This is a genomic window from Pseudomonas moorei, from assembly GCF_042846945.1.
Classification (GTDB): domain Bacteria; phylum Pseudomonadota; class Gammaproteobacteria; order Pseudomonadales; family Pseudomonadaceae; genus Aquipseudomonas; species Aquipseudomonas moorei.
Map to the genome: position 1 here is coordinate 5,130,593 of NZ_AP035776.1, position 22,138 is coordinate 5,152,730.

Consider the following 22,138-nt stretch of genomic DNA (forward strand, 5'->3'; position numbering starts at 1 on the left):
CCCTGAAGCTGTTACCACTGCCGCACCGATCGGCAAAAGGGTGACACCTCGCCTCAAAACGCGCACTAAAGTGTTACAAAACGCGCACACCCTTCACGTAACAATCGCAATGTTGCAACAGAATTTTCAGCCATCTCTCTGCGCTCGATATTTTTATCATTGATTTAACTATTTGATTTAAAACATTTTTATTGATTTTTTTGTTTTTATCCATTCCAAAAAACCAGATTTTGGCCTCTCACTTGCATTCACTTGTACATACAGGTTGGTATAAGTGTATATGTATATGCGGTAACGCTAGCGCCAACCCGCTGACCATTGAATGAGGAGATGACCATGACTGCCAAAACCACTCGCCTGCGTGACGTCGTAATCCGCGCTGCCCGCGGTAACCAACTGACCGCCAAAAGCTGGCTGACCGAAGCGCCGCTGCGCATGCTGATGAACAACCTCGACCCGGAAGTGGCCGAGAACCCGAAGGAACTGGTGGTTTACGGTGGCATCGGTCGTGCGGCGCGTAACTGGGAGTGCTACGACAAGATCGTCGAAAGCCTGACCAACCTGAACGACGACGAGACCCTGCTGGTGCAATCCGGCAAGCCGGTCGGCGTGTTCAAGACCCACACCAACGCCCCGCGCGTGCTGATCGCCAACTCCAACCTGGTGCCGCACTGGGCGAACTGGGAACACTTCAACGAACTGGACGCCAAAGGCCTGGCCATGTACGGCCAGATGACCGCCGGCAGCTGGATCTACATCGGCAGCCAGGGCATTGTCCAGGGCACCTACGAAACCTTCGTCGAAGCCGGTCGCCAGCACTACAACGACAACCTCAAAGGCAAGTGGGTCCTGACCGCCGGCCTCGGTGGCATGGGCGGCGCCCAGCCTCTGGCCGCCACCCTGGCCGGTGCCTGCTCGCTGAACATCGAATGCCAGCAGGTGAGCATCGATTTCCGCCTGAAAAGCCGTTACGTCGACGAGCAAGCCAAAGACCTCGACGACGCACTGGCGCGTATCGCCAAGTACACCGCCGAAGGCAAGGCGATCTCCGTCGCGCTGCTGGGCAACGCGGCTGAAATCCTGCCGGAACTGGTCCGTCGCGGTGTGCGCCCGGACATGGTCACCGACCAGACCAGCGCCCACGATCCACTGAACGGTTACCTGCCAGCCGGCTGGACCTGGGAGCAATACCGCGCCCGCGCCAAGACCGAGCCGGCCGCCGTGATCAAAGCCGCCAAGCAGTCGATGGCCGTGCACGTCAAAGCCATGCTCGACTTCCAGAAGCAAGGCATCCCGACCTTCGACTACGGCAACAACATCCGTCAGATGGCCCAGGAAGAAGGCGTGGAAAACGCGTTCGATTTCCCGGGCTTCGTGCCGGCCTATATCCGTCCGCTGTTCTGCCGTGGCATCGGCCCGTTCCGTTGGGCGGCCCTGTCGGGCGACCCGCAAGACATCTACAAGACCGACGCCAAGGTCAAGGAACTGATCCCGGACGACGCGCACCTGCACAACTGGCTGGACATGGCGCGCGAGCGCATCAGCTTCCAGGGTCTGCCGGCCCGTATCTGCTGGGTCGGCCTGGGCCTGCGCGCCAAGTTGGGCCTGGCGTTCAACGAAATGGTGCGCAGCGGTGAATTGTCCGCGCCTATCGTCATCGGTCGCGACCACCTGGACTCCGGTTCGGTGGCCAGCCCGAACCGCGAAACCGAATCGATGCAGGACGGCTCCGACGCCGTGTCCGACTGGCCACTGCTCAACGCGCTGCTCAACACCGCGAGCGGCGCGACCTGGGTGTCCCTGCACCACGGCGGCGGCGTCGGCATGGGCTTCTCCCAGCACTCGGGCATGGTGATTGTCTGTGACGGTACCGACGAAGCGGCCGAGCGTATCGCCCGCGTGCTGCACAACGACCCGGCCACCGGTGTCATGCGTCACGCCGATGCCGGTTACCAGATCGCCATCGACTGCGCCAAGGAACAGGGCCTGAACCTGCCGATGATCACCGGTCAATAACGCAAAACCGCTTTATGTAGGAGCGAGCCTGCTCGCGATGGCGTGTCAGTCGACACAGCGGTGAATGACACACCATCGCGAGCGGGCTCGCTCCTACAAACAAACAGCCGTCCTTCATCGAGGAACCTGCCATGAGCAGCATCCCGTTTACCCAACAACTTCAGGGCGTGCGCGTGCTCGACCTGAGCCGCGTGCTGGCCGGTCCGCAATGCACCGCCATGCTCGCGGACCTGGGCGCCGACGTCATCAAATTCGAAGTCCCGGGGCACGGTGACGACAGTCGCCACCTGGGCCCGTTCAAGGATGGCGAGAGCGTCTATTTCGGCCTGATCAATCGCGGCAAACGCAGCGTCGAGATGGACTTCAAGTCCACCGCCGATCGCGCCCGGCTGTACGAGCTGGTACGCGACGCCGACGTTGTCGTGGAAAACTTTCGTCCCGGCGTCACCCAGCGCCTGGGCATCGATTTCGACACCCTCAAGCAATACAACCCCCAACTGATCTACGCGAGCATTTCCGGCTTTGGCCAGCACGGCCCGCTGTCGGGCAATCCGGCCTATGACATCGTCGCCCAGGCGATGTCGGGGCTGATGAGCGTCACCGGTTTCGCCGAGACCGGCCCCACCCGTAGCGGTGAAGCCATCGGCGATCTGTGCGCCGGGGTGTATGCCGCGTGGGCCATCAGCAGCGCGCTGTTCGCCCGGGAGCGGCATGCACCCGGCGCGCAATACATCGACGTCGCCATGTTCGATGTGCTGTTCAGCCTGCAAATGACCGGCCTGTCCAACCTCTTCGCCCATGGCGTGGCACCCGGTCTGGTCGGCAACCGCCATCCGGTCTCGACGCCCTTCGATACCTACCGCGCCGCCGATGGCCAGGTGGTGATTGCCGTGGCCAGCAACAAGCTGTTCCAGCGCCTGTGCGACTGCCTGGGTAAACCCGGGCTGGGCACCGACCCACGCTTTGCCGATGACCCGCAACGCACCCTCAACGAGCCGCTGCTGCGCGCCGAAATCGAAGCCTGGACCCGCCAGCTGAGCGTCGATCAGGTCTGCGACATCCTGCTCGACGCAGGCGTGCCGTCCTCGCCTGTATGGAACCTCGCCCAGGCGGCCGCCAGCGAACAGGCGCAAGTGCGTCAACTGCTGGTGCACCCACAGGGCTCTGCACAGCCGCTGGTGCCGCAACCGGTTTTCTTCAACGGTCACAAACCCCATGCCGTCACCCACGCGCCCCATCTGGGCGCCGACAACCAGGCATTTGGACTGAACAAACAGGAGCTTTCCCATGAACTTTGAATTGGATCAGGTCGAACTGGCCGTCATCGAAACCGCCGAAAAAGTGGCTCGCGAGGTGATCCAGCCACTCGCCCAACATTACGACGAAAGCGAAACCTTCTGCGCCGAGAGCCTCAAGGCACTGGCCGAGCTGGGTGGCATGGGCATCAACCTGCCAGAGGAGTACGGAGGCCTGGGCATTGGCAGTCTGGCCATGAGCCGCGTGGTGGAAGCCGTCGCGGGTGCCTGCGCCTCCACGGCATCGGCATTGACCGCGCACTTCCTGGCGACCGACTCGATCCTGCTCGGCGGCACCGAAGCACAGAAACAGCAGTGGCTGCCCCGGGCCGCCAGCGGTGAATTGCTCGGCGCCTTTGCCCTGACAGAACCGGCGGCCGGTTCCAACCCGGCCGACATGCGTTGCCGTGCCCAACGCGAAGACGGCGGCTGGCGGGTGCGCGGCAGCAAGCACTACATCACCAACGCCCGCGAGGCCGACTTTATCGTGCTCTATGCCAAGACCGATGCCGAGGCCGGCCACAAGGGCATCAGCGCCTTCATGATTGCCAAGGGCACCGAAGGGATCAGTTTCTCCAGCCCGGAAAAAACCATGGGGCTGCGCGGCAGCACGATCTATGAACTGGCCCTGGACTGCTGGCTGCCCGATTCGGCGCTGCTGGGCGTCGAAGGTGCCGGCTTCAACACCGCCATGGCCGTGCTGGACCGGGGTCGCGTGGAAGTCGCCGCGATGTCGTTGGGTATTGCCAATGCGGCCCTGCAAGCGAGCCTGAACTGGGTCCGCGAACGGCAGATCGGGCCCAAACCGCTGGCGGCCTATCAAGGCACCCAATGGCGCCTGGCCGACATGTACGCGCAGCTGGAAAGTGCGCGCATGCTCACCTGGAAAGCGGCCGCCCGGCGTGACAGCGGTGAACGCTTCAGCCTCGATTCGGCGACCGCCAAACTGGTCGCCGCCGAGTGTGCCGGTTTCGTCACCGATGCCGCGCTGCAGCTGCATGGCGGCTATGGCTACATTCGTGATCTGCCGCTGGAGCGCTATGTGCGTGACGCGAGGATCCTGCGCATTTTCGAAGGCACATCCGAAGTGCAGAAAATCATCATTTCGCGAAGTCTGCTCGACGCCCAACGCTAACCGAGCGAAACAACCGGGCCTGTCCCGCAGGCCCTCCTCCTGAGTATTTCAACCACGAGAAGGCTGTCGTATCGAACGACACCCGAGAGGAACCGCCATGTCCGCCTCCAAAGAAAGTGCGCAGCGCAAGACGTATATAGAACGGCGATCCATCGATTACATACCCGAGTCGGAGCGCCACGGCCGACTGCTCAGTCAGTTCACCCTCTGGTTCGGCGCCAACCTGCAAGTAACCGCGATTGTCACCGGGGCCCTGGCTGTCGTGCTCGGCGGCGATGTGTTCTGGTCCCTGGTCGGCCTGTTGCTCGGGCAATTGCTGGGCGGCGCGATCATGGCACTGCACGCCGCTCAGGGCCCGCAACTGGGCCTGCCGCAGATGATCTCCAGTCGCGTGCAATTTGGCGTCTATGGCGCTGTCATACCGATCGTTCTGGTGTGCCTGATGTACGTGGGCTTTTCCGCCAGTGGCTCGGTGCTGGCGGGTCAGGCGATCAGCCAGTTGATCAATGTCAGCGACGCCGCCGGCATCCTGATTTTCGCCGCGATGATCGTCGTGCTGACGGTGCTGGGCTACCGCACCATCCACTTGATCGGCCGCTTGTCGAGCCTGATCGGCGTGGTGTCGTTCTTCTATCTGTTCTACCGCCTGCTGTCGGTGCATGACATCGGCGAGCTGCTCGGCAATCGGCATTTTTCCCTCAGCAGCTTTCTGCTGGCGATCTCACTCTCGGCTTCCTGGCAGATCGCCTTCGGTCCCTATGTCGCCGACTACTCGCGCTACCTGCCGAGAACCACCTCAGCCTGGAAAACCTTCCTTGCCGTGGGCCTGGGCTCTGTCATCGGCACGCAGATTTCCATGGTCTTCGGCGTGTTCGTAGCCGCCCTGGCGGGCGACCAGTTTGCCGGTCACGAGGTGGCCTACATCGTTGGCATGGGCGCCAGCGGCATTGTCGCTTCACTGCTGTTTTTCAGCATCGTGTTTGGCAAGGTGACCATTACCACCCTCAATGCCTACGGCAGCTTCATGTCGCTGGCCACCATCATCAGCGGCTTTCGCGGCAACCGGGACATCTCCAGGACCGTACGCCTGATCTACATCCTGGTCATGGTCGGGTTTGCCACGGCCCTGGCATTGCTGGGCAGGCATTCCTTCCTGCACGATTTCTCGGCTTTCATTCTGTTCCTGCTGGCGTTTTTCACCCCCTGGAGCGCCATCAACCTGGTGGACTTCTACCTGGTGACCAAGGAACGCTACGACATTCCCGCCCTCAGCGACCCGGATGGCCGCTATGGCCGCTGGAACGTCACGGGCATCGCGGTGTATGCCCTCGGCGTGGTGATTCAGTTACCGTTCATCGCCACCAGTTTCTACACCGGGCCCCTGGTTGAACCCCTGGGCGGTACCGATATTTCATGGCTGATCGGATTGACCCTGCCGGCGCTGATTTACTACCTGGCGGCACGTCACTCGATGCAAAGGGTTCCCGCGCAACTGATTCTTCCGCAAGACGCCAGCCCGGTCTGATCCACCGTCACCGCAGGGCGGCCCGAGCGGGCCGCCACTGCCCCCTTTCACCACACAGCGCCCGGGTTTCCCATGCTCGCCATTGCCTCTTCGCCTCCCGCCACCCGTGCCCGCGACCGACTGCTGGACGCCGCCATCGAACTGTTTGCCCGCCACGGTTTTCAGGCCATCGGCCTGCGCGACCTGGCGAGCCACCTGGGGCTGCACGCCGGGTCCCTGTACCACCACATCGAAAACAAACAATGCTTGCTGTTCGAACTCATTGAGTCGGCACTGTCGGACTTGTTGCTCGACACCAAGCGCCGGATGAGAGGCGCGAAGACTCCACGGGAACGCCTGCGCCGTTTCGTCCAGGCCTTCGTCGCGTTCAATCGGCGAGAGAAGCAGCGGCTGGTGCTGGTCACCCGTGAGTTCGTCAATCTCGACGAAGAACACCAGCGCCAGGCCAACCAGTTGAAAGACGCCTACCGCGCCCTGTTGCGCACGATCATCGCCGACGAATACAAGGATCGCGGCCATCACGAGCAAGAGGCCGGCCTGATCACCCACGCGGTGATGGGCCTGCTGTACGGTCAGTCACTGTGGATCGAGGTCGACATCAGTGAACAGCAATTGGCAGAGCTGTTCACACACTGCGTCACGGCCATGATCGCCGGTGGCACAGCCGGTTTAACCCCGCCTGCCCGGCCGCCGAAGCGAACGCACCGGGCAGATCGAGGGCCGTCTGGCCTCACAGATACCAGCGATATTCCCGGGCACTGATTTCCTGCATGAACGCCAGATGATCCTGACGTTTGTTCTCGCAATACACATCCACGAATTCCGCCCCCAGGCCTTCGCGCAGTTGCGGTTGATGCTGCATCGCGCGCACGGCTTCGAGCATTTCCAGCGGGAAGTCGATGCCGCTGTTGCGGTCTTCGTTGAGTGGCGGAATCGGCTCCTTGCCGGCTTCCAGGCCATGTTCGAGCCCGACCAGAATCGCCGCCAACACCAGATAAGGGTTGGCATCGGCACCGGCCAGGCGATATTCGATGCGCAGGTTTTTCGCGTCCGACTCGGGAATGCGCAGGCACGCATCGCGATCTTCAAAGCCCCAGCTCGCATGGGTGGCCACGTTTGTCGTGCCGCCCAGACGGCGATAGGCGTTCTGGTTCGGCGCAAAGATCGGCATGCTGTGCGGCAGCAATTCCAGGCAACCGGCCACAGCATGGCGCAGGGGTTGCTGCTGGTTGGCGGCCAGCAGGTTTTTACCGGCGGCATCGTACAGACTGACATGCACATGCATGCCGCTGCCCGGGTGCTGCAAGTAAGGCTTGGCCATGAAGCTGGCGCGGTAGCCGTGCTTGAGCGCGACGCCACGGGTGCTGCGACAGAACAGAGCAGCCCAGTCGGCCGCACGCAGACCGTCGTCGAGATGGCCGAAATTGATCTCGAACTGACCCGGTCCCAACTCTGCGGTAATTACCGTGGCATCGATGCCCTGGGCTCGCGTCGCCTCGACCATTTCATCCAGCACCGGCGCAAAGCGCGACAGGCGCTCGATGTGCATGTTCGGTTGATCGTCGGCATCGTCAGTCAAGTCATCGCGGGGGAACTGCGGCAAGCCGTCACGCAGTTTTTTATCGAACAGGTAAAACTCCAGTTCGAACGCCACCACCGGATGAATGCCTTTGCGCGCCAGCCGGTCCAGCACTTGTGCCAGCACCTCGCGCGGTTCGAAGACGATCGGCTTTTCGGTGCCGTCGGAGGTAATCAGCATCTGCCCCAGGGGCTGCGCTTCCCAGGTCACCGGTTTGAGCGTGCCAGGCACCAGCCGCCGCAACGCGTCCGGGTCACCGTCGTTGAAGCAGTAGTCACCGATCTTGAACAACCCGCCCTGCACGCCCAGCAACACGCAGTTTTGCGGCAGCTTGAGGGCGCTGCCGGCCGCGACTTTTTCCAGCATCTCTACGGGATAACGCTTGCCGTAAAAGTGCCCCGGAATGTCCAGGGAAATCAGGTCGACATACCGCACCTCGGGGTAGCGTTGGCGAAAGGCACGCACTTCGGCGAGCAAATCAGAGCAGGCAGCATCCATCGTGGTTGTTCCTTGGTTATTGTCAGGTGTAGACCCAGAGCACGCGCGCGGGCTGCTCGGTCAGGTTGCCGTAACGGCAACGGGTGTGACTGTCGAATTGAAAACTGTCGCCGGCGCGCAAGGTGACCGGCTCGTCGTCGCCCAGCCATAACGTCAACTCGCCTTCGAGCACGTAGCCGCCCTGCTCCGAGCTGTCGGTCAGGTGCCGGTCGCCACTGCTGGCGCCGGCTTCCAGATGACTTTCGAGCATCGAGAACGACGAGCGCATCTTCGGCGAGACCAGGATGTCGGTAATCCCGTTGGCGTAATACAAGGTGCGGCGCTCGTCAGGCCGGGTTACCCAGGGCAGGACCTTGGGTTTGGGCAAACTGTAGAAATAGGTGGTCGGCACGCCCAGGGTTTCACTGATCGCCGTCAGATCGGCCACCGTTGGCCGGGATAAGCCACGCTCGACCTGGGACAAAAAACCCACCGAACGACCGATCCGGTCCGCCAGTTCCTTCAGGGTGAACTTCTTGTGCTTGCGTAAATCGTGAATAAGGATCGCCAACGCGGCGATTTCTTCTTGCTTGTTCATGACCGGGATTCCGCTGAATGACTCATCAAATGCTGTCGCGCAGTCGATACCAGGCTTTGCCGATCGCTTCCAGCGGCGCGGCCAGGTACTTGCCGCCGGGGAAACTGCCATTACTCAAGCCTTGATACAACGCCAACTCATCCGTCTGGCCGAGAATTGCATCCGACACCGCGCGCGCCGCCGCCAGGGTCGGCAGCACGCCGTGGCCCGAGTAACCCTGTAGCCAGTAGCGATTGCCCTGACGGCCGACATCCGGTGTGCGGTTCAGGGTGAGGTCGATGTGGCCGCCCCAGGCGAAGTCCACCTTGACCCCTTTGAGCTGAGGAAACACGCACTCCAGGAACGGCCGGGTGGCCGCGGCGATGTCCTTCGGCATGCCGCCCAGATAGGTGCAGCCGCCGCCGAACAGCAAGCGGTTGTCCGGGGTACGCCGGAAGTAATCGAGGACGAACTGGTTATCGGTGACGCAGGCATTGGTCGGCAGCAGCGCCGTGGCCTGCTCGGGCGTCAGGGGGGCGGTGGCGACCTGATAAGTCCCGACCGGCAACACACAACTAGCCAGTTTCGGGTCGAGGCGATCCAGATAAGCGTTGCACGCCAGGACCAGCACATCGGCCCGGACCGAACCACGCTCGGTCTGGACCCGGAACCCACCGCCCTCTTCCCGATAACTCAACGCCTTGCTCTGTTCATGGATGCGCCCACCCGCGCGCTCGATGGCGGCGGCCAGGCCCAGCGCCAGTTTCAGCGGGTTGAGGTGAGCACCTTCGGGATCAAAGAGACCGGCCTGATAGCGATCGCTGTCCACCCAATCGGGCAACCGCTCGCGGGGAATGAACTGCAGGCCGTCGTGGCCCCACTTGTGACTGGCTTCGTGTTGCCATTCGGTCAACAGGCTGACCCGGCGCGGCATGACCGAAGTCCATAGATGGCCGGATCGATAATCGCAGTCGAAGCCATGACGCCCCGGCAGTTCACGCAACTCCGTGGCGGCCCAGCGCATGCCGTCCCACAGTCGGCGAGCACGTTCATAACCCAGGGCGGCCTCCAGCGGCGGCATGTCACACGACCAGCCGAGAATCGCCTGCCCGCCGTTGCGCCCCGAAGCCGCCCAGGCCACCCGGCTGGCTTCCAGCAGCGTCACCCGTTTGCCGGCCAAAGCCAGACGCAGCGCGGTGTGCAGACCACTGAAGCCAGCGCCGATGATCACCACGTCGGTGTCATGGTCGCCCCTCAGCGCCGGCCGGGAGGTCAGGCGATCGGCACAACTGTGGGCGTAAAAACTGGCGACATGCTGGGTGGACTGCTGAAACATACGGGCCTCATGAAATTTATTTTTTATAATTTCATGAAAAAATACACCGTTAATTTCACGAAGGCAATGTGGATTGCAGCGTTCGCCATCCAGACAAGCCCGCCCTCGCGATGGAGCCCTACAGAAATCGTGAAATATTCGCCATCGCGCGCGTCACGTAGTCGTCTTTCTCGCCCACCGGGGCGACGTAATGAATCGCGCTGCGTGCAGCCTCGACGCCCTCCAGACGGGCAATGAACCAGGCGGCCAGGTATTGCGACGACAGGCAGCCGCCAGCGGTGGCAACATTCCCCTTGGCCACGAACGGCTGATTGAGCACTGCCACACCCGCCTCCTCGACCCACGGCCTGGTGGTCAGGTCGGTGCAGGCCGGAACATCGTTCAGCAGCCCCAGCCTGGCCATGACAAGCGTGCCCGAGCACTGAGCACCGAGCAGCTGCCGGGTCGGGTCGAGTGCAAGCCGGGACATCAACGCGGCGTCAGCGACAACTTCCCGGGTCTTTCTCCCGCTGCCCACCAATACCGCGTCCGCATCGCAGGCGTCCTCCAGCGTCGCCTGCGCCTCGATCAACACGCCATTCATCGACCGCACTTGCTGCGTGGGACTGGCAATGGATACCCGCCAACCCGGCCGCTGCACCCGGTTGAGGATACCGAGCGCGATCAGCGAGTCGAGTTCGTTGAAACCGTCGAAAGTCAGGATGGCGATGTGCATGGGAAGCCTCGGGCAGGTGGAGACGTTGTGTGACACCATCCTAAAACCCGGCTACCAAGACATTCAAAAAATTGTCATGGATACATTTCGCCTGACCCGCCGATGTCCTAATGCGGCGCAAACACGACACCTACCTGCCCGGCATATTTCAACCAGGCGGCTTTGAGCCGCTGCACCGTTTCCGGCTGGCTGGCGGCCAGGTCGATGGTTTCGCCCCGGTCCTGCGCCACATCGAACAATTGCCACTGCAGCGGCTGCGCGTTGTCACCAAAGCCGGCCTGGGGGCGTATGCCCAGCAGCTTGAGGTTGCCCTCGCGATAATAGGCATTGCCGAACAGCTCCCCGGCCAGGCTGTCGTTACGGTGCGGGCTGCCCTTTCCAGCGAGCATCGGCAGCATGGATTGACCGGTGATAGGGTGTTTACTCGTGTTGGATGGCGCCTCGCTCGGCACGGGTATACCCGCCAGGTCGAGGAAGGTTGGCGCCAGGTCATCGACCCTCGCGACACCGCGCTCCAGTCCCTGGCGACGCAGTGCTTTGGGCATCTGAATGATCGCCGGCACGCTGATGCCGCCTTCTGCGGTAGTGCCTTTGAACAAGTGGAACGGTGCCGCGCTGACCTCGGCCCAGCGCAAGCCATAGTCGATCTGTGAACCCTTGCGACCGAGGTTGGCATAACTATTGTCGGTGCTCGCCCCAGGCGGATAGAACCGGGCGTGGTTCTCCCCTGCCGCGCCGTTGTCCGACATGAACACGATCAGGGTGTTGTCGTACTGGCCGCTCTTGCGCAGGTAATCCAGCAACCGGCCGATGTTATGGTCGAGGTTATCGACCATGGCGGCGTAGATCTCCATCTTCCGCGCCTCGACACGTTGTTGTTCCGGGCTCAACTGCTGCCAGCCCGGCAGTTTTGGATTGACCGGGAGCGGATTGGCCGGCCGGGCATCGCTGGCCATGAGGCCAAGGCTTTTCATCCGTTCGATGCGCGCCAGGCGCACGCTGTCATAGCCCTGATCGAATCGCCCTTTGTACTTATCCAGGTATTCCGCGGGGGCTTGCAGGGGCCAGTGCGGAGCGGTGTAGGCGGCATAGGCAAAAAACGGCTTGCCGTCCTTCTTGCTGTTTTGCAGGTAGCTGATCAGCTTGTCGGTATAGAAATCCGTGGAGTAGAAATCGTCCGGTAACTCCACGGCCTTGCCGTTCTCACGGTAATGCACTTGCTCGAGTATTGTCGGCTCGACACTCGAAGGCTTGAAGTGTGCGGCGCCGCCTTCGAGCAGCGTGAACGACTGCTCGAATCCACGCTGATCCGGTCCTTGATCAGGTTCCAGCCCCAAGTGCCATTTACCCACCATGAGCGTGTTGTAACCGCCCTCTTTCAACAACTGGGCAATCGAGTAGGAACGTCGATTCAGGTAGCCCTCATAACCAGGTTTGTCCCTCTGAAAGGGCTGCAAGGCTTCGGCCATGGTGCCAAGCCCGGCAAGGTGGTTGTCGGTGCCGGACATCAGCATCGATCGCGTGATCGAACAGGTGGGTGCAGCGTACATGCTGGTGAACTGCATGCCTTCACGGGCCAGTCCATCCAGAGTTGGCGTGCTGATTTCACCGCCATAACTGCCCAGGTCTGAATAGCCCAGATCGTCGGCGACAATCAGCAGTATATTGGGCTGCGCCGGATCGGCACTCGCCGCCATGGCCAGGCTACTGCTCAGTGCCAGCGCCCCCATCAGCAAGGTTAAAGGCATACGCAAACGAGGCATGTTTTCTCTCTTATTGTGTTCATCGAGGAGCGTTGATTTCGTGACTTGCCCAGCGCAGCGCTTACGCTTCGAATATCGCCACCGCGCGAACAAAACCTGCCGACGCATGCTTGATTTTGTAAGGGAAGCAGGACACCAGGAACCCGCTCGCCGGCAACACGTCGAGGTTGGCGAGTTTTTCCATTTGCCCATAACCGATATCGCGCCCGGCCTTGTGCCCTTCCCAAATGATCGAGGCATCACCGTCAGCGGCAAAACGTTCGCGGGTGTATTTGAACGGCGCGTCCCAGCTCCAGGCATCGGTGCCCACGACCCGCACACCGCGTTCCAACAGATACAGGGTGGCTTGCCGGCCAATGCCGACGCCGGCATCCAGATAGCCCGGCTGACCAAACAGGGCGCCGGCACGGGTGTTGATCAGCACGATCTCCAGCGGCTGCAAGACATGATCAATGCGCGCCAGTTCGGCTTCGATCTCATCGGCCGTCACCACATGCCCGTCCGGCAAATGCCGAAAGTCCAGCTTCACCCCCGGTTGCAGGCACCAATCCAGCGGCAACTCGTCAATGCCAAACGCAGGTTGCCCGCCATCGGTGGTCGAGGCGTAATGCCAGGGTGCATCCATGTGCGTCCCGCTGTGGGTGGTGATCTGCAAACGCTCGGCCGCCCACGACTCCTTGCCTGGCATCTGTTCCAGTTGCAAGCCGGGGAACATGGCAGCCATTTCCGGCCATCCCTGCTGGTGGTCCATGTAATCGATCTTCGGCAACAGCGGTGGTGGGTCCGTGTAAGGGTTGTTGTCCAGGGTGACCGAAAGATCCACCAGGCGACGTTTAGGCTGGGTTGGTTGCGACATACAGGCTGTCTCCAGTGAGTGACAAGTGGCGTGGGGTGGCGGGGTTCAGAGCGTTGCGGATCAGCGCTGCGGCATTGCCGTCATGACTGAAGCCGGCAGCGCGCGCCAGCGGGGTTTTCAGGGGTGGCAGACGCCCGAAGAGCGCTTCCAGGTGGGCGTCCGGGGCATAGCTGACAAGGCTGCGGCGCTCCTGCCCATAACTCGCCGCCAACGCATCGACCACCTGGGCAATGGACAGATGCAGCACGGGCAACTGCCAGACACGCTGCGATCCAGGCAAGACGCCATTGAGTTCGGCGGCATGAATCAGGTTGTTCACACAGCAGCGTGCCGACATCCACCAGGCCGTTGCCTGCTCCGAAACCGGGCAACGATAAGCCTCGCCCTCGGCAAATGAACGCAACAAGTCGCTCATGAAGGCCGAGCGCAAGCCATTGGGTTCACGTGGGCGCGCAACGATGCCCGGCAGACGCAACACGCGGCCGTCCACTTCCGCGCGCCGGCCGAGGTCGATCACCGCACGCTCGACCATGGCTTTGTGCGTGCCATAGGACAGTTCCGGGCGCAGCTCGGCGTGTTCGGTCATTTTCGTCGGCAAATCGCCGCCGTACACCGCCACGCTGCTGGCGTACACCAGCACCGGCGGCAGCGTTTTGTTGCGCAGCTGGTTGAGTAACTCCAGGCTGGCCAGCAGATTGACCTGATAACCCAGTTCGTAGTGCTCCTCCGCCGCGCCACCGGCAATGCTCACCAGGTGGAACACGACATCGATGCCATCGGCCAGAACGCGGCGGATCAAGGCCGCATCGGTAATGCTGCCGCAATGTCGGCGTAAACGCGGATCCTGGGGCACGCCTTGCAGTTCGGTATCGAGCAATAACAACGAGTCGATGACCTGACCACGCAGGCGGCCCCGCGCCAGCAGGCAGCGCACCAATTCGCGCCCGACAAAACCGTTGGCACCGGTAATCAACACACGCATAGGCCGCTCCTTAGCACCCGGCCTTGACGACACGTTGATTGATCGCACCAAACAATGACTGCCCGTCGTTACCCAGCACCTCCATGTGCACACGGTCACCAAAACGCATGTAGCCGGTTTTGGCGACGCCATGCTCGATCATCTCGATAGCGCGACGCTCGGCAATGCAGGCCGATCCGGCCTCGCGTTCGGCGTTCGAGACCGTACCCGAGCCAATCAGCGTGCCGGCGCGCAACCGGCGGGTCAGCGCGGCATGGGCAATCAACTGGCCAAAACCGAAGGTCATCTGCCCGCCGTGGGGATGACCGAACCACTCGCCGTTCCAATGCACCTGCAAGGGCAAATGCACGCGACCGTCGCGCCAGGCATCGCCCAGTTCGTCCGGTGTAATGGCCAGCGGGGCGAAGCTGGATGAGGGCTTGGCTTGCAGAAAACCAAATCCGGTGGTCATTTCCCGTGGGGCCAGGGCCCGCAGACTCACATCGTTGATTTGCAGAATCAGCTTGATGTGTTGAAGCGCCTGCCTGGCTGTACAGCCCATGGGCACGTCATCGACCAACACCCCATACTCACCTTCGAAGTCGATGCCCTGGCTTTCGCTGGGCAGTGGGATATCGTCGTTTGCACCGATGAAATCATCACCCGCGCCCTGGTACATCAGCGGTGTGTGCTCGGCACCTTCGATGGGGTCAAGGTTGAAAGCCTTTTGCATCAGCGCACCATGGCTGAGGAATGCCGAGCCATCGCACCACTGATAGGCACGCGGCAACGGCGCCATCGCCTGGGCCGGGTCAAAGGTAAACGCCTCTCGTGCCTCCTGCGCATTCAGCCGGGTAGCCAGTGCCTGCAAGCGCGGCTCGGCGCTGTCCCAATTTTCAATGGCCTGTTGCAAGGTCAGCGCGACCGGGCTGGCGTCCAGCGCCCACTTCAGGTCCCGCGAGACGATCACCAGCCGGCCATCACGGCTGCCGTTTTTCAGAGTGGCGAGTTTCATGCCTTGGCTCCCCGATCAGTGCCCAGCTCAGGAGCGAAGCGCCCGTCAAGAAGAATGAAGACCATGCGCGCCATGGCCTCGGTGCGATTGCTCCAGGCATGGTTGGTGCCGCGTTGCACCACCACGTCACCGCGTTTGAGGTGCACTTCCTCCTCATCCAGCACCAGCCACACTTCGCCCTCGGTGACGATCCCGTAGTCGAGGGTTTCGGTGCGGTGCATCAGTTTGTGCCGGGCGTTGGCCTGGCCCGTACCGGCGTGGGATTCACCGATTTCAGCAAACACTGCCGCGGCACTTTCATCGCTGACCTGGTTCTGCACGCTGTCCGGTGGAATGTCCACCACACGAATCACGCTGCCCTGCGGTCCGGGGCTCAGTTGCAAGGGTTTGCTGCCGGGATCACTGGCGTTATCCAGCACAGCCGGGCTGGTGCTGCTGTTCCACAGCTCATGAAAGACCGTGCCGGGCACGGCCAGCAGAGGGAACACATTCGGCGTCGGCCCGTTGCTGGCGACGATCGCCTGGCCTTGTGCGTTGTGGCCGGTGACCACGCGTTTGAATTCAGGAAGCGCTTGCATGAAAAATCCTCGTTCAGTTTCCATTGCCGGTGGGGGTGCCACCGACCACAACGTTGGCATCGACCAACCGTCCACCGAGCCTGGGCACCGCCAGACAAAACACCGCCACCAGCAATTGCAGCCCGCCGACGATTGCCAACGCATGCGGCAGCGCCATGGCAACGCCCTGGGTGATGCCCAGCACGACCAGCGGGCTGATGAATTCACCGGCGAAGATGGCGGCGGTGAAGCAACCCGAAGCCCTTCCGCGCTGGTGGAAATTGACTTGCGCCATGATCCAGGTGATCAACGTGGGCAGCATCAAGCCGATGCCCAGGCCATTGATCAGCACGGCAACCACCACTTGCACATGGCTCAAGGCGTCGGACATCAACAAGCCGCCAACCCCCGCCAGCGCATAGGCAATCAACAGCACGTGTGGCCTACGCAGGCCGCTGAACAAACGGAAGCCCAGCGCACCGACAAGTACGCCCAACTGATTGGCGCCCATGGTCATACCGATTTGCTGTGGAGCATCCACGCGCAACAAGTTGAGGAGATAACCGGCCTGCACCGGCACGATGAACAGACTCAAACCCGCCAGCAGTGCCAATGCGTACAGGGGTGTGAGCGCGCGCCAAGGAAATGCTCCGGGCGCCAAGGGCGGCACCGGTTGCGCAGCCGCCGCGCGGGCCTGGGGTTCCCAAAGCTGCCAGGCCATCAGTGGCAGGAAGATCAGACCCACTGCATACAACGCAAAAGGCGTGCGCCAGTCGTTCTGGCCGAGAAAGCCACCTACCGCGATAAACACCGCAGCGGACAGCGACGTGGCGACCATCTGCAAGGCGAACAACCGTTCACGCCTGCGACCGCTGTAGTAGTCGCCCATCAGCGTGGTGCAGCAGGTCATGATGCACGCCTCGGCCAGGCCGATCCCGGCCCGGCTAAGGACGATGGCCTGTAGCGAATCAAGCCACAGCGGCAGCACCCCGCAGAGGACGTACAGACACATGCTCGCCAGCAACAGCGGCTTGCGACCGAGGTGATCAGCGATCATCCCGGCGAAAGGCGCCAACAGCGCGATCACCAACGCCGGCAAGGTCAGCACAACCGGAACCAGCACGGCGCTGCCGGCGACATCGCTGAAATGCGCCTGCATGCGCGGCAACACCGGCGCCAGCAATACCGCGCCCAATACCGGCAGGCAACTTCCCAGCAGCAGCAACAGCGATTGCGCCATCCCCGCTTGCCGTCCGGCTAATTGGGCAGTGCCTTCAACAACGGGCTCAACGGACATGGCAACTCTCCTTGATGCACAGGTGAGGAACGTCAGCCGCCACCGGACTGGCAGGCTCTGACACATTGATCACATTCACGGGTGCCACGGCACCGGCCGCCGAGCGGCGGGCCGGCAGCAGGAAGTACGCCAGTGCCGGCAGCAACACCAGGGCACCGACCATGTTCCAGACAAACATGAAGGCCAGCAGCACGCCCATGTCGGCCTGAAATTTGATCGGTGAAAAAATCCAGGTGGCCACGCCAATGGCCAGGGTGATGCCCGTCAGCATCACCACCTTGCCGGTCGACACCAGCGCCCGGTAATAGGCTTCAGACAGGCTCGCACCCTGGCGCAGATGACCGAGCAGAATGCTCATCACGTACAGCGCGTAGTCGACACCGATGCCCACGCCCAGGGCGATGACCGGCAGCGTGGCGACCTTCACGCCTATGTTCAGCCAGACCATCAGCGCTTCGCAGAGAATCGACGTGACCATCAGCGGGATCACCGCGCACAGCGTGGCGCGCCAGGAGCGAAAGGTGATCAGGCACAGCAGGATCACCGCGCCATACACCCAGAACAGCATCTCGCGGTTGGCTTGCTTGACCACGATGTTGGTGGCGGCCTCGATACCGGCATTGCCCGCCGCCAGCAGGAACTGGACTTCATCGGTGTTGTTGGCCGCGGCAAACTGCTCAACGTGCTCGACCAGACGTGTCAGGGTCTCGGCCTTGTGGTCGGTGAGATAGGCGTACAGCGTCAGCAGGCTGCAATCTTCGTTGTACAAGCCACGGGGCGCGCTGGCGGTGATCATGTTGAGCATCGCCTGGTTGTTCTGCAGCTCGTACCACTTGGCGTTGCCTTCGCTGAGGCCGACCAGCATGCGCCGGTTCAGCAGCGCCAGGGAGTTGGTCGAATCAACGCCCGGCAAGGCGCGCAGTTGCCAGTCCAGAGCATCCACCTTGGCCAGGATGTCGTACCGCGCGCAGCTGCTGGCCGGGGTTTTGACCATCACTGCAAACAGATCGCTGCTGGCACCGTAATGACGGGTGAGGAACGCATCATCCAGGTTGTAGCGCGAGTCTGCGCGCAACTCCGGCGCACCGGCGTCGAGATCGCCGATTTTCAGTTGCAGGCTGACCGCAAAGCCGACGGCCGCCAGGGCCAGGCTGATGGCGATACACACGCTGGCCCAACGACGCCGGGTAAACAGATCGAGGAACCGCCAGAAGGCATGACGACGCTGGCCGGCCTGTTCGGTTTGTTCGCTTTTGAGGCTCAGTTGCGCTGCACGGGGCGTTACGCCGATGTAGGAAAGCAGCACGGGAAGCAGGATCAGATTGGTGAAGATCAGCACCGCCACGCCAATACTGGCGATCACCGCGAGGTCTTGTATGACCTGGATCTTGATCAGCATCAGCACCGCGAACCCCACGGCATCACACAGCAGCGCCGTCAGCCCGGCCAGGAACAAGCGTCGGAACGTGAAGCGCGCCGCCACCACCCGATGCATGCCACGACCAATGTCCTGCATGATGCCGTTCATTTTTTGCGCACCGTGGCTCATGCCGATGGCGAACACCAAAAACGGCACCAGCACCGAGTACGGGTCCAGTTGATAGTTGAGCAATGGCAGTAAACCGAGCTGCCAGACCACCGCCACCAGGGAACAGAACACCACCAGCAAGGTGCTGCGCAGGCAGCGGGTGTACCAAAAGAGCACCGCCGTGGTAATCACGATCGCCACGGCAAAGAACAACAGAATCTGTTTCAAACCAGCGATCAGGTCGCCGACTTTTTTCGCAAAACCGGTGATGTGAATGTCGATCCTGTCGTTTTGATAGGTATTGCGAAGCGCCTCCAGTTGATCCGAGAGGGTCGAATAGTTCAGCGGTTGGCCATCGGCCGTGTTGGCCAGCAGCGGCACGTAAATGATGCTTGAGGTCTGGTCATACGCCACCAGTTGCCCCAGCTCGTTGGAGCGCTGCACATTTCGCCGCAACGCTTCAAGGTTGGCCGGGGTGCCGCTGTAGTCATCGGGAATCACCGGGCCGCCATCCAGGCCATCTTCAGTCACCGCCACCCAGCGCGTAGCCGGCGTCCATAAGGACTTCATGTACGCACGGTCTACGCCGGGCAACAGGTACAGCTTATCGCTCATGGCTTGCAGGGTTTTCAGGTACTCGGCGTCGTAGATATCGCCATGCCGGTTGGCCACCACAATGCGCAAGGCATTGCCCAGTCCACTCAGCTGTTGCTGGTGCTCAAGGTAATTGGCGATGTAGGGCTGTTGGGTCGGAATCATCTTCTCGAAGCTGGCGTTCAGCTCGATACGCGTCGCTTGATAACCCAACACCAGGGTGGTCAGAACACAGACCAGCAGCACCCACAGGCGATGATTGAACAGCGTGCGCTCCACCACCGAGCCCGAACGTGGATCAAAATTCGCCAGGCTGGCCGTGGCGTTGTCGAATGGCTTCATAACCTCACTCCGAAGCAATAGCGGTGGGCGGCGAAACCCGCGCCAAACCGGTGAAACCCGCCAGCACCAGACTGCCGTCCGCGGCCTCGACCACGCTGGCGACCGGTATGCCGAGTGGTTGGCCGTAAGGCTTCAGAAACGCACCCGACTGGCCACTGGTGCGAAACAACGCGCCGCTCTGATTGACCAGCAGCAGTTGGCCGTCGTCGGTGCGAATGGCATCGCTGAAGGAAACGGGCAGTGCAACCGGTGCGGGCTGGAAGCTTTCGCCCAAGTCGTTGGAGACAAACGCGTTGCCCTTCAGACCCGCCGCCAGCAATGTCCCGTCGTCGCGGATCTGCAGGGCAAAGAAGCTGCCGGCATAGGGGCTCTGGAGCGCCATGAACGACTGGCCGGCATCGTCGGAACGGGCCAGATAACCCTGCTCGCCCGCGACAAACCAGTGCTCGCCCTGCCGCGCAATGGCATACAGATGAGCCCCCATCGGATTGTCGATTCGGCCCATCAACGACTGCCAGGTGCGGCCACCATCGTCCGTGTGGAATGCCAGGCCGTAGGCACCGACAATCAGGCCGTGTAGCTCATCGACGAACTTGAGTGCGAGGAAGGGTTTGTCCTGGCCTTCGCTGACGAACCGCTCAGCCGTCTGCACGCGTGCGGCAGCTGCGTCGGGATCGCTCGCGGTGGACAGTTGCTGCCTGGCGGCTTGCAACTCAAGTTGCGCCGCACGGTTTCCGTCCAGTTGCAAGCGCCAGTGTTCACCCCCATCGCGGGAGACGAGCACGACACCGGCATGACCGACCGCCCAGCCCGTATCGGCATCGATAAACTGCACCGCCGTCAGACTCACCGACACCGGCACCTCGGCCTGACGCCAGCTTTTGCCATTGTCATCGGAAAGCAGCACGATGCCCCGCTCCCCCACCGCCACCAATCGCGTCCCCGCACGGGCCAGGTCCAGCAGTACTGCATGCTGAGCCTGCGGCGCCCGCATCGCCGGGGTGTTCAGCGCGTCCGTCACCGCCGCGCCATGGGCGAGGCTCAACGGCATCGCCAACGGCAGGGCCACCAGCCACATCAGCCGACCCACTACCTGACAGATTCTGTTCATTACCGACCTCGAAACCTGTGGGCCGGATCACGATCCTTGAACCGTGATCCGGTCTGACTCAACGAACCCCGGCACCCGCCATCGCCGCCGGCGAAAACTCGGAGGCCTTGTAGCGATCCACCATGCCGTACTGTTCGGGCAGGCCCGTGTAGACGTTCTGGATGAACCAGGCGCCGGAGGTCAGATCGTAAAAGCCCGAAGACAATTGCGCCTGTGCGGGCAGGTCCGGCAGGACCGCCGGCAACGACCACAGGGTCTTGGCCAACTGGCCGTTGGCGTCCCAGCGGTCGCCCAGCATGGCCTGCCAGGTGTCCTCGTCCAGGTAGTAACGGCCCTTCGGCAACTGGTGACGTTTGCCCGGTGCCAGGTCCGCCTCGACCACCCACACCCGGTGCAATTCCCAGCGCACGTAATCCGGATTCATGTGATGCGCGAGGAACAGGTCTTCAGGCTTGGCGGCGGTTTGCACCTTGTTGGTGTTGTAGGGGATGTACATCTCCTGCTTGCCCACCAGTTTCCAGTTGAAGCGGTCCATGCGTCCCTGGAACACGCTCAACTCGTCGAACGACATGACCCCGGCAGTCGCCGGTGTCGGCGTATCGCAGCAGGCGTTGGGCAGCTTGCGCACGCGGCGCTGGCCGGTCAGGTAAACGTGCGCCTGGGACAGGTCGCCATTGATGTTGGTGCGCCCCATGATTTGCTCGCCGGCCCGCAGCGGTGGCCCGATATTGAGCAGACGGAACAGCCAGTAGTCGCCTGCAAACGACTCCGGCGAACCGTCCTGGTAGTAATACGGCATCTCCTGGATGGCCTGGCCGTCAGTGGTCAACACCTGCTTGCCATCGGCGGTCATCAAGTAGTGACGAAAATGCATCGACACCGAGGTGCCGCGCCAGTTAAGCAGGTGGTTCCACATGGCTTCGGCCCCGTTGTGCGGGACCGGAAACGGGATACCGCCATACGCGCCCTGGGGCACCGGACCGGCGCTGCTGTCGACCAGTTTGGCGCGGGTGGCGTTTTTCAGCGTGTTGTCATACACCCACTGCGGCGCCGCGGCGCTACGACGGGTCGGGTAGACATCGATGCGATAGGTCTCCGGGAAACGCTTGAACATTTCCAGGGTGCCGGCGCTGAGCTTGCCGGCGTATTGCGCAAGATTTTTCGAGGTAATGCTGAACAACGGCTTGTCCGCAGCGAACGGATCGGAACGCTTGCCGCCTTCCTTGTACGAAGGGTCGACCTTGGTGTAACCACCGTCCCAGGCAGGAATGGTGCCGTCGGCATTGCCGGCGCGTTCGGCTCCTAGAGGCGTGAGGGTTTTGGACAGTTTGCTCGCTTCCTCAGCCGTGGCAGCCATCGTCAGTTGGCTGCAAATGGCCAGGCCGCCGAGCAGTGCAAGGCAAAGGGCTTTGAGCTTGAAGGCTCCGGTTTTCTTGTTATGGATCATGCGCAAGTCCTC

Annotated in this window: 18 protein-coding genes; 5 read left to right on the top strand and 13 right to left on the bottom strand. The window is 62.0% G+C overall.

Features of this window, described 5'->3' with window-relative positions; genetic code table 11:
* The first annotated feature begins 336 nt into the window (after nt 1-336).
* From hutU to ACGJAX_RS24055, 5 genes are all read left to right on the top strand, one after another.
* Entirely contained in the window at nt 337-2,016 is a 1,680-nt protein-coding gene (hutU, locus tag ACGJAX_RS24035; protein ID WP_390956420.1) for a urocanate hydratase, read from the top strand.
* A 131-nt stretch (nt 2,017-2,147) separates the two neighbouring features.
* Entirely contained in the window at nt 2,148-3,314 is a 1,167-nt protein-coding gene (locus ACGJAX_RS24040; RefSeq protein ID WP_390956421.1) for a CoA transferase, read from the top strand.
* Nucleotides 3,304-4,446: an acyl-CoA dehydrogenase family protein gene (locus ACGJAX_RS24045; protein ID WP_090320425.1), complete on the top strand. Its 1,143-nt coding sequence runs from the start codon at nt 3,304-3,306 to the stop codon at nt 4,444-4,446. Before ACGJAX_RS24040 ends, ACGJAX_RS24045 begins: the two co-directional genes overlap by 11 nt.
* Before the next feature lie 97 nt (nt 4,447-4,543).
* Entirely contained in the window at nt 4,544-5,971 is a 1,428-nt protein-coding gene (locus tag ACGJAX_RS24050; protein WP_390956422.1) for a cytosine permease, read from the top strand.
* Nucleotides 5,972-6,043: 72 nt separating this feature from the next.
* Nucleotides 6,044-6,733: a TetR family transcriptional regulator gene (locus ACGJAX_RS24055; protein WP_390956423.1), complete on the top strand. Its 690-nt coding sequence runs from the start codon at nt 6,044-6,046 to the stop codon at nt 6,731-6,733.
* On the opposite strand, the gene ACGJAX_RS24060 is transcribed toward ACGJAX_RS24055, so the two are convergent.
* The 13 genes from ACGJAX_RS24060 to ACGJAX_RS24120 form a co-directional block, all read right to left on the bottom strand.
* Nucleotides 6,702-8,048 (bottom strand): glutamine synthetase family protein, encoded by a 1,347-nt coding sequence (locus tag ACGJAX_RS24060; protein WP_247254915.1) that lies wholly within the window; start codon nt 8,046-8,048, stop codon nt 6,702-6,704. The two genes, ACGJAX_RS24055 and ACGJAX_RS24060, sit on opposite strands and share 32 nt — an antisense overlap.
* A 22-nt stretch (nt 8,049-8,070) precedes the next feature.
* Nucleotides 8,071-8,625, bottom strand: a complete 555-nt coding sequence (locus ACGJAX_RS24065; RefSeq protein ID WP_090320414.1) for a helix-turn-helix domain-containing protein — start codon at nt 8,623-8,625, stop codon at nt 8,071-8,073.
* A 25-nt stretch (nt 8,626-8,650) separates the two neighbouring features.
* A complete protein-coding gene (locus tag ACGJAX_RS24070; RefSeq protein ID WP_390956424.1) occupies nt 8,651-9,940 on the bottom strand; it encodes an FAD-dependent oxidoreductase in 1,290 nt (429 codons plus the stop codon).
* A gap of 118 nt (nt 9,941-10,058) precedes the next feature.
* Complete coding sequence (locus tag ACGJAX_RS24075; RefSeq protein ID WP_247254917.1) at nt 10,059-10,655, bottom strand: DJ-1/PfpI family protein; 597 nt, start codon at nt 10,653-10,655, stop codon at nt 10,059-10,061.
* A gap of 107 nt (nt 10,656-10,762) precedes the next feature.
* Nucleotides 10,763-12,418, bottom strand: coding sequence for a sulfatase-like hydrolase/transferase (locus ACGJAX_RS24080; RefSeq protein WP_390956425.1), 1,656 nt, complete (start codon nt 12,416-12,418; stop codon nt 10,763-10,765).
* Nucleotides 12,419-12,479: 61 nt separating this feature from the next.
* Complete coding sequence (locus tag ACGJAX_RS24085) at nt 12,480-13,274, bottom strand: cyclase family protein (RefSeq protein ID WP_390956426.1); 795 nt, start codon at nt 13,272-13,274, stop codon at nt 12,480-12,482.
* Complete coding sequence (locus ACGJAX_RS24090) at nt 13,252-14,256, bottom strand: NAD-dependent epimerase/dehydratase family protein (RefSeq protein WP_390956427.1); 1,005 nt, start codon at nt 14,254-14,256, stop codon at nt 13,252-13,254. The genes ACGJAX_RS24085 and ACGJAX_RS24090 overlap by 23 nt, the downstream gene beginning before the upstream one ends.
* Nucleotides 14,257-14,266: 10 nt before the next feature.
* Nucleotides 14,267-15,250 carry a fumarylacetoacetate hydrolase family protein gene (locus ACGJAX_RS24095; RefSeq protein ID WP_390956428.1) on the bottom strand — a complete coding sequence of 328 codons (984 nt, stop codon included), beginning with the start codon at nt 15,248-15,250 and terminating at the stop codon, nt 14,267-14,269.
* Nucleotides 15,247-15,828: a cupin domain-containing protein gene (locus tag ACGJAX_RS24100; protein ID WP_090320392.1), complete on the bottom strand. Its 582-nt coding sequence runs from the start codon at nt 15,826-15,828 to the stop codon at nt 15,247-15,249. The genes ACGJAX_RS24095 and ACGJAX_RS24100 overlap by 4 nt, the downstream gene beginning before the upstream one ends.
* 13 nt (nt 15,829-15,841) lie before the next feature.
* Nucleotides 15,842-17,104 (bottom strand): MFS transporter, encoded by a 1,263-nt coding sequence (locus ACGJAX_RS24105; RefSeq protein ID WP_390956429.1) that lies wholly within the window; start codon nt 17,102-17,104, stop codon nt 15,842-15,844.
* A complete protein-coding gene (locus ACGJAX_RS24110; RefSeq protein WP_390956430.1) occupies nt 17,094-19,568 on the bottom strand; it encodes an MMPL family transporter in 2,475 nt (824 codons plus the stop codon). Before ACGJAX_RS24110 ends, ACGJAX_RS24105 begins: the two co-directional genes overlap by 11 nt.
* A 4-nt stretch (nt 19,569-19,572) precedes the next feature.
* Entirely contained in the window at nt 19,573-20,679 is a 1,107-nt protein-coding gene (locus ACGJAX_RS24115) for a YCF48-related protein (RefSeq protein ID WP_090320384.1), read from the bottom strand.
* A gap of 58 nt (nt 20,680-20,737) precedes the next feature.
* Complete coding sequence (locus ACGJAX_RS24120) at nt 20,738-22,126, bottom strand: DUF1329 domain-containing protein (RefSeq protein ID WP_390956431.1); 1,389 nt, start codon at nt 22,124-22,126, stop codon at nt 20,738-20,740.
* Nucleotides 22,127-22,138: the final 12 nt, after the last annotated feature.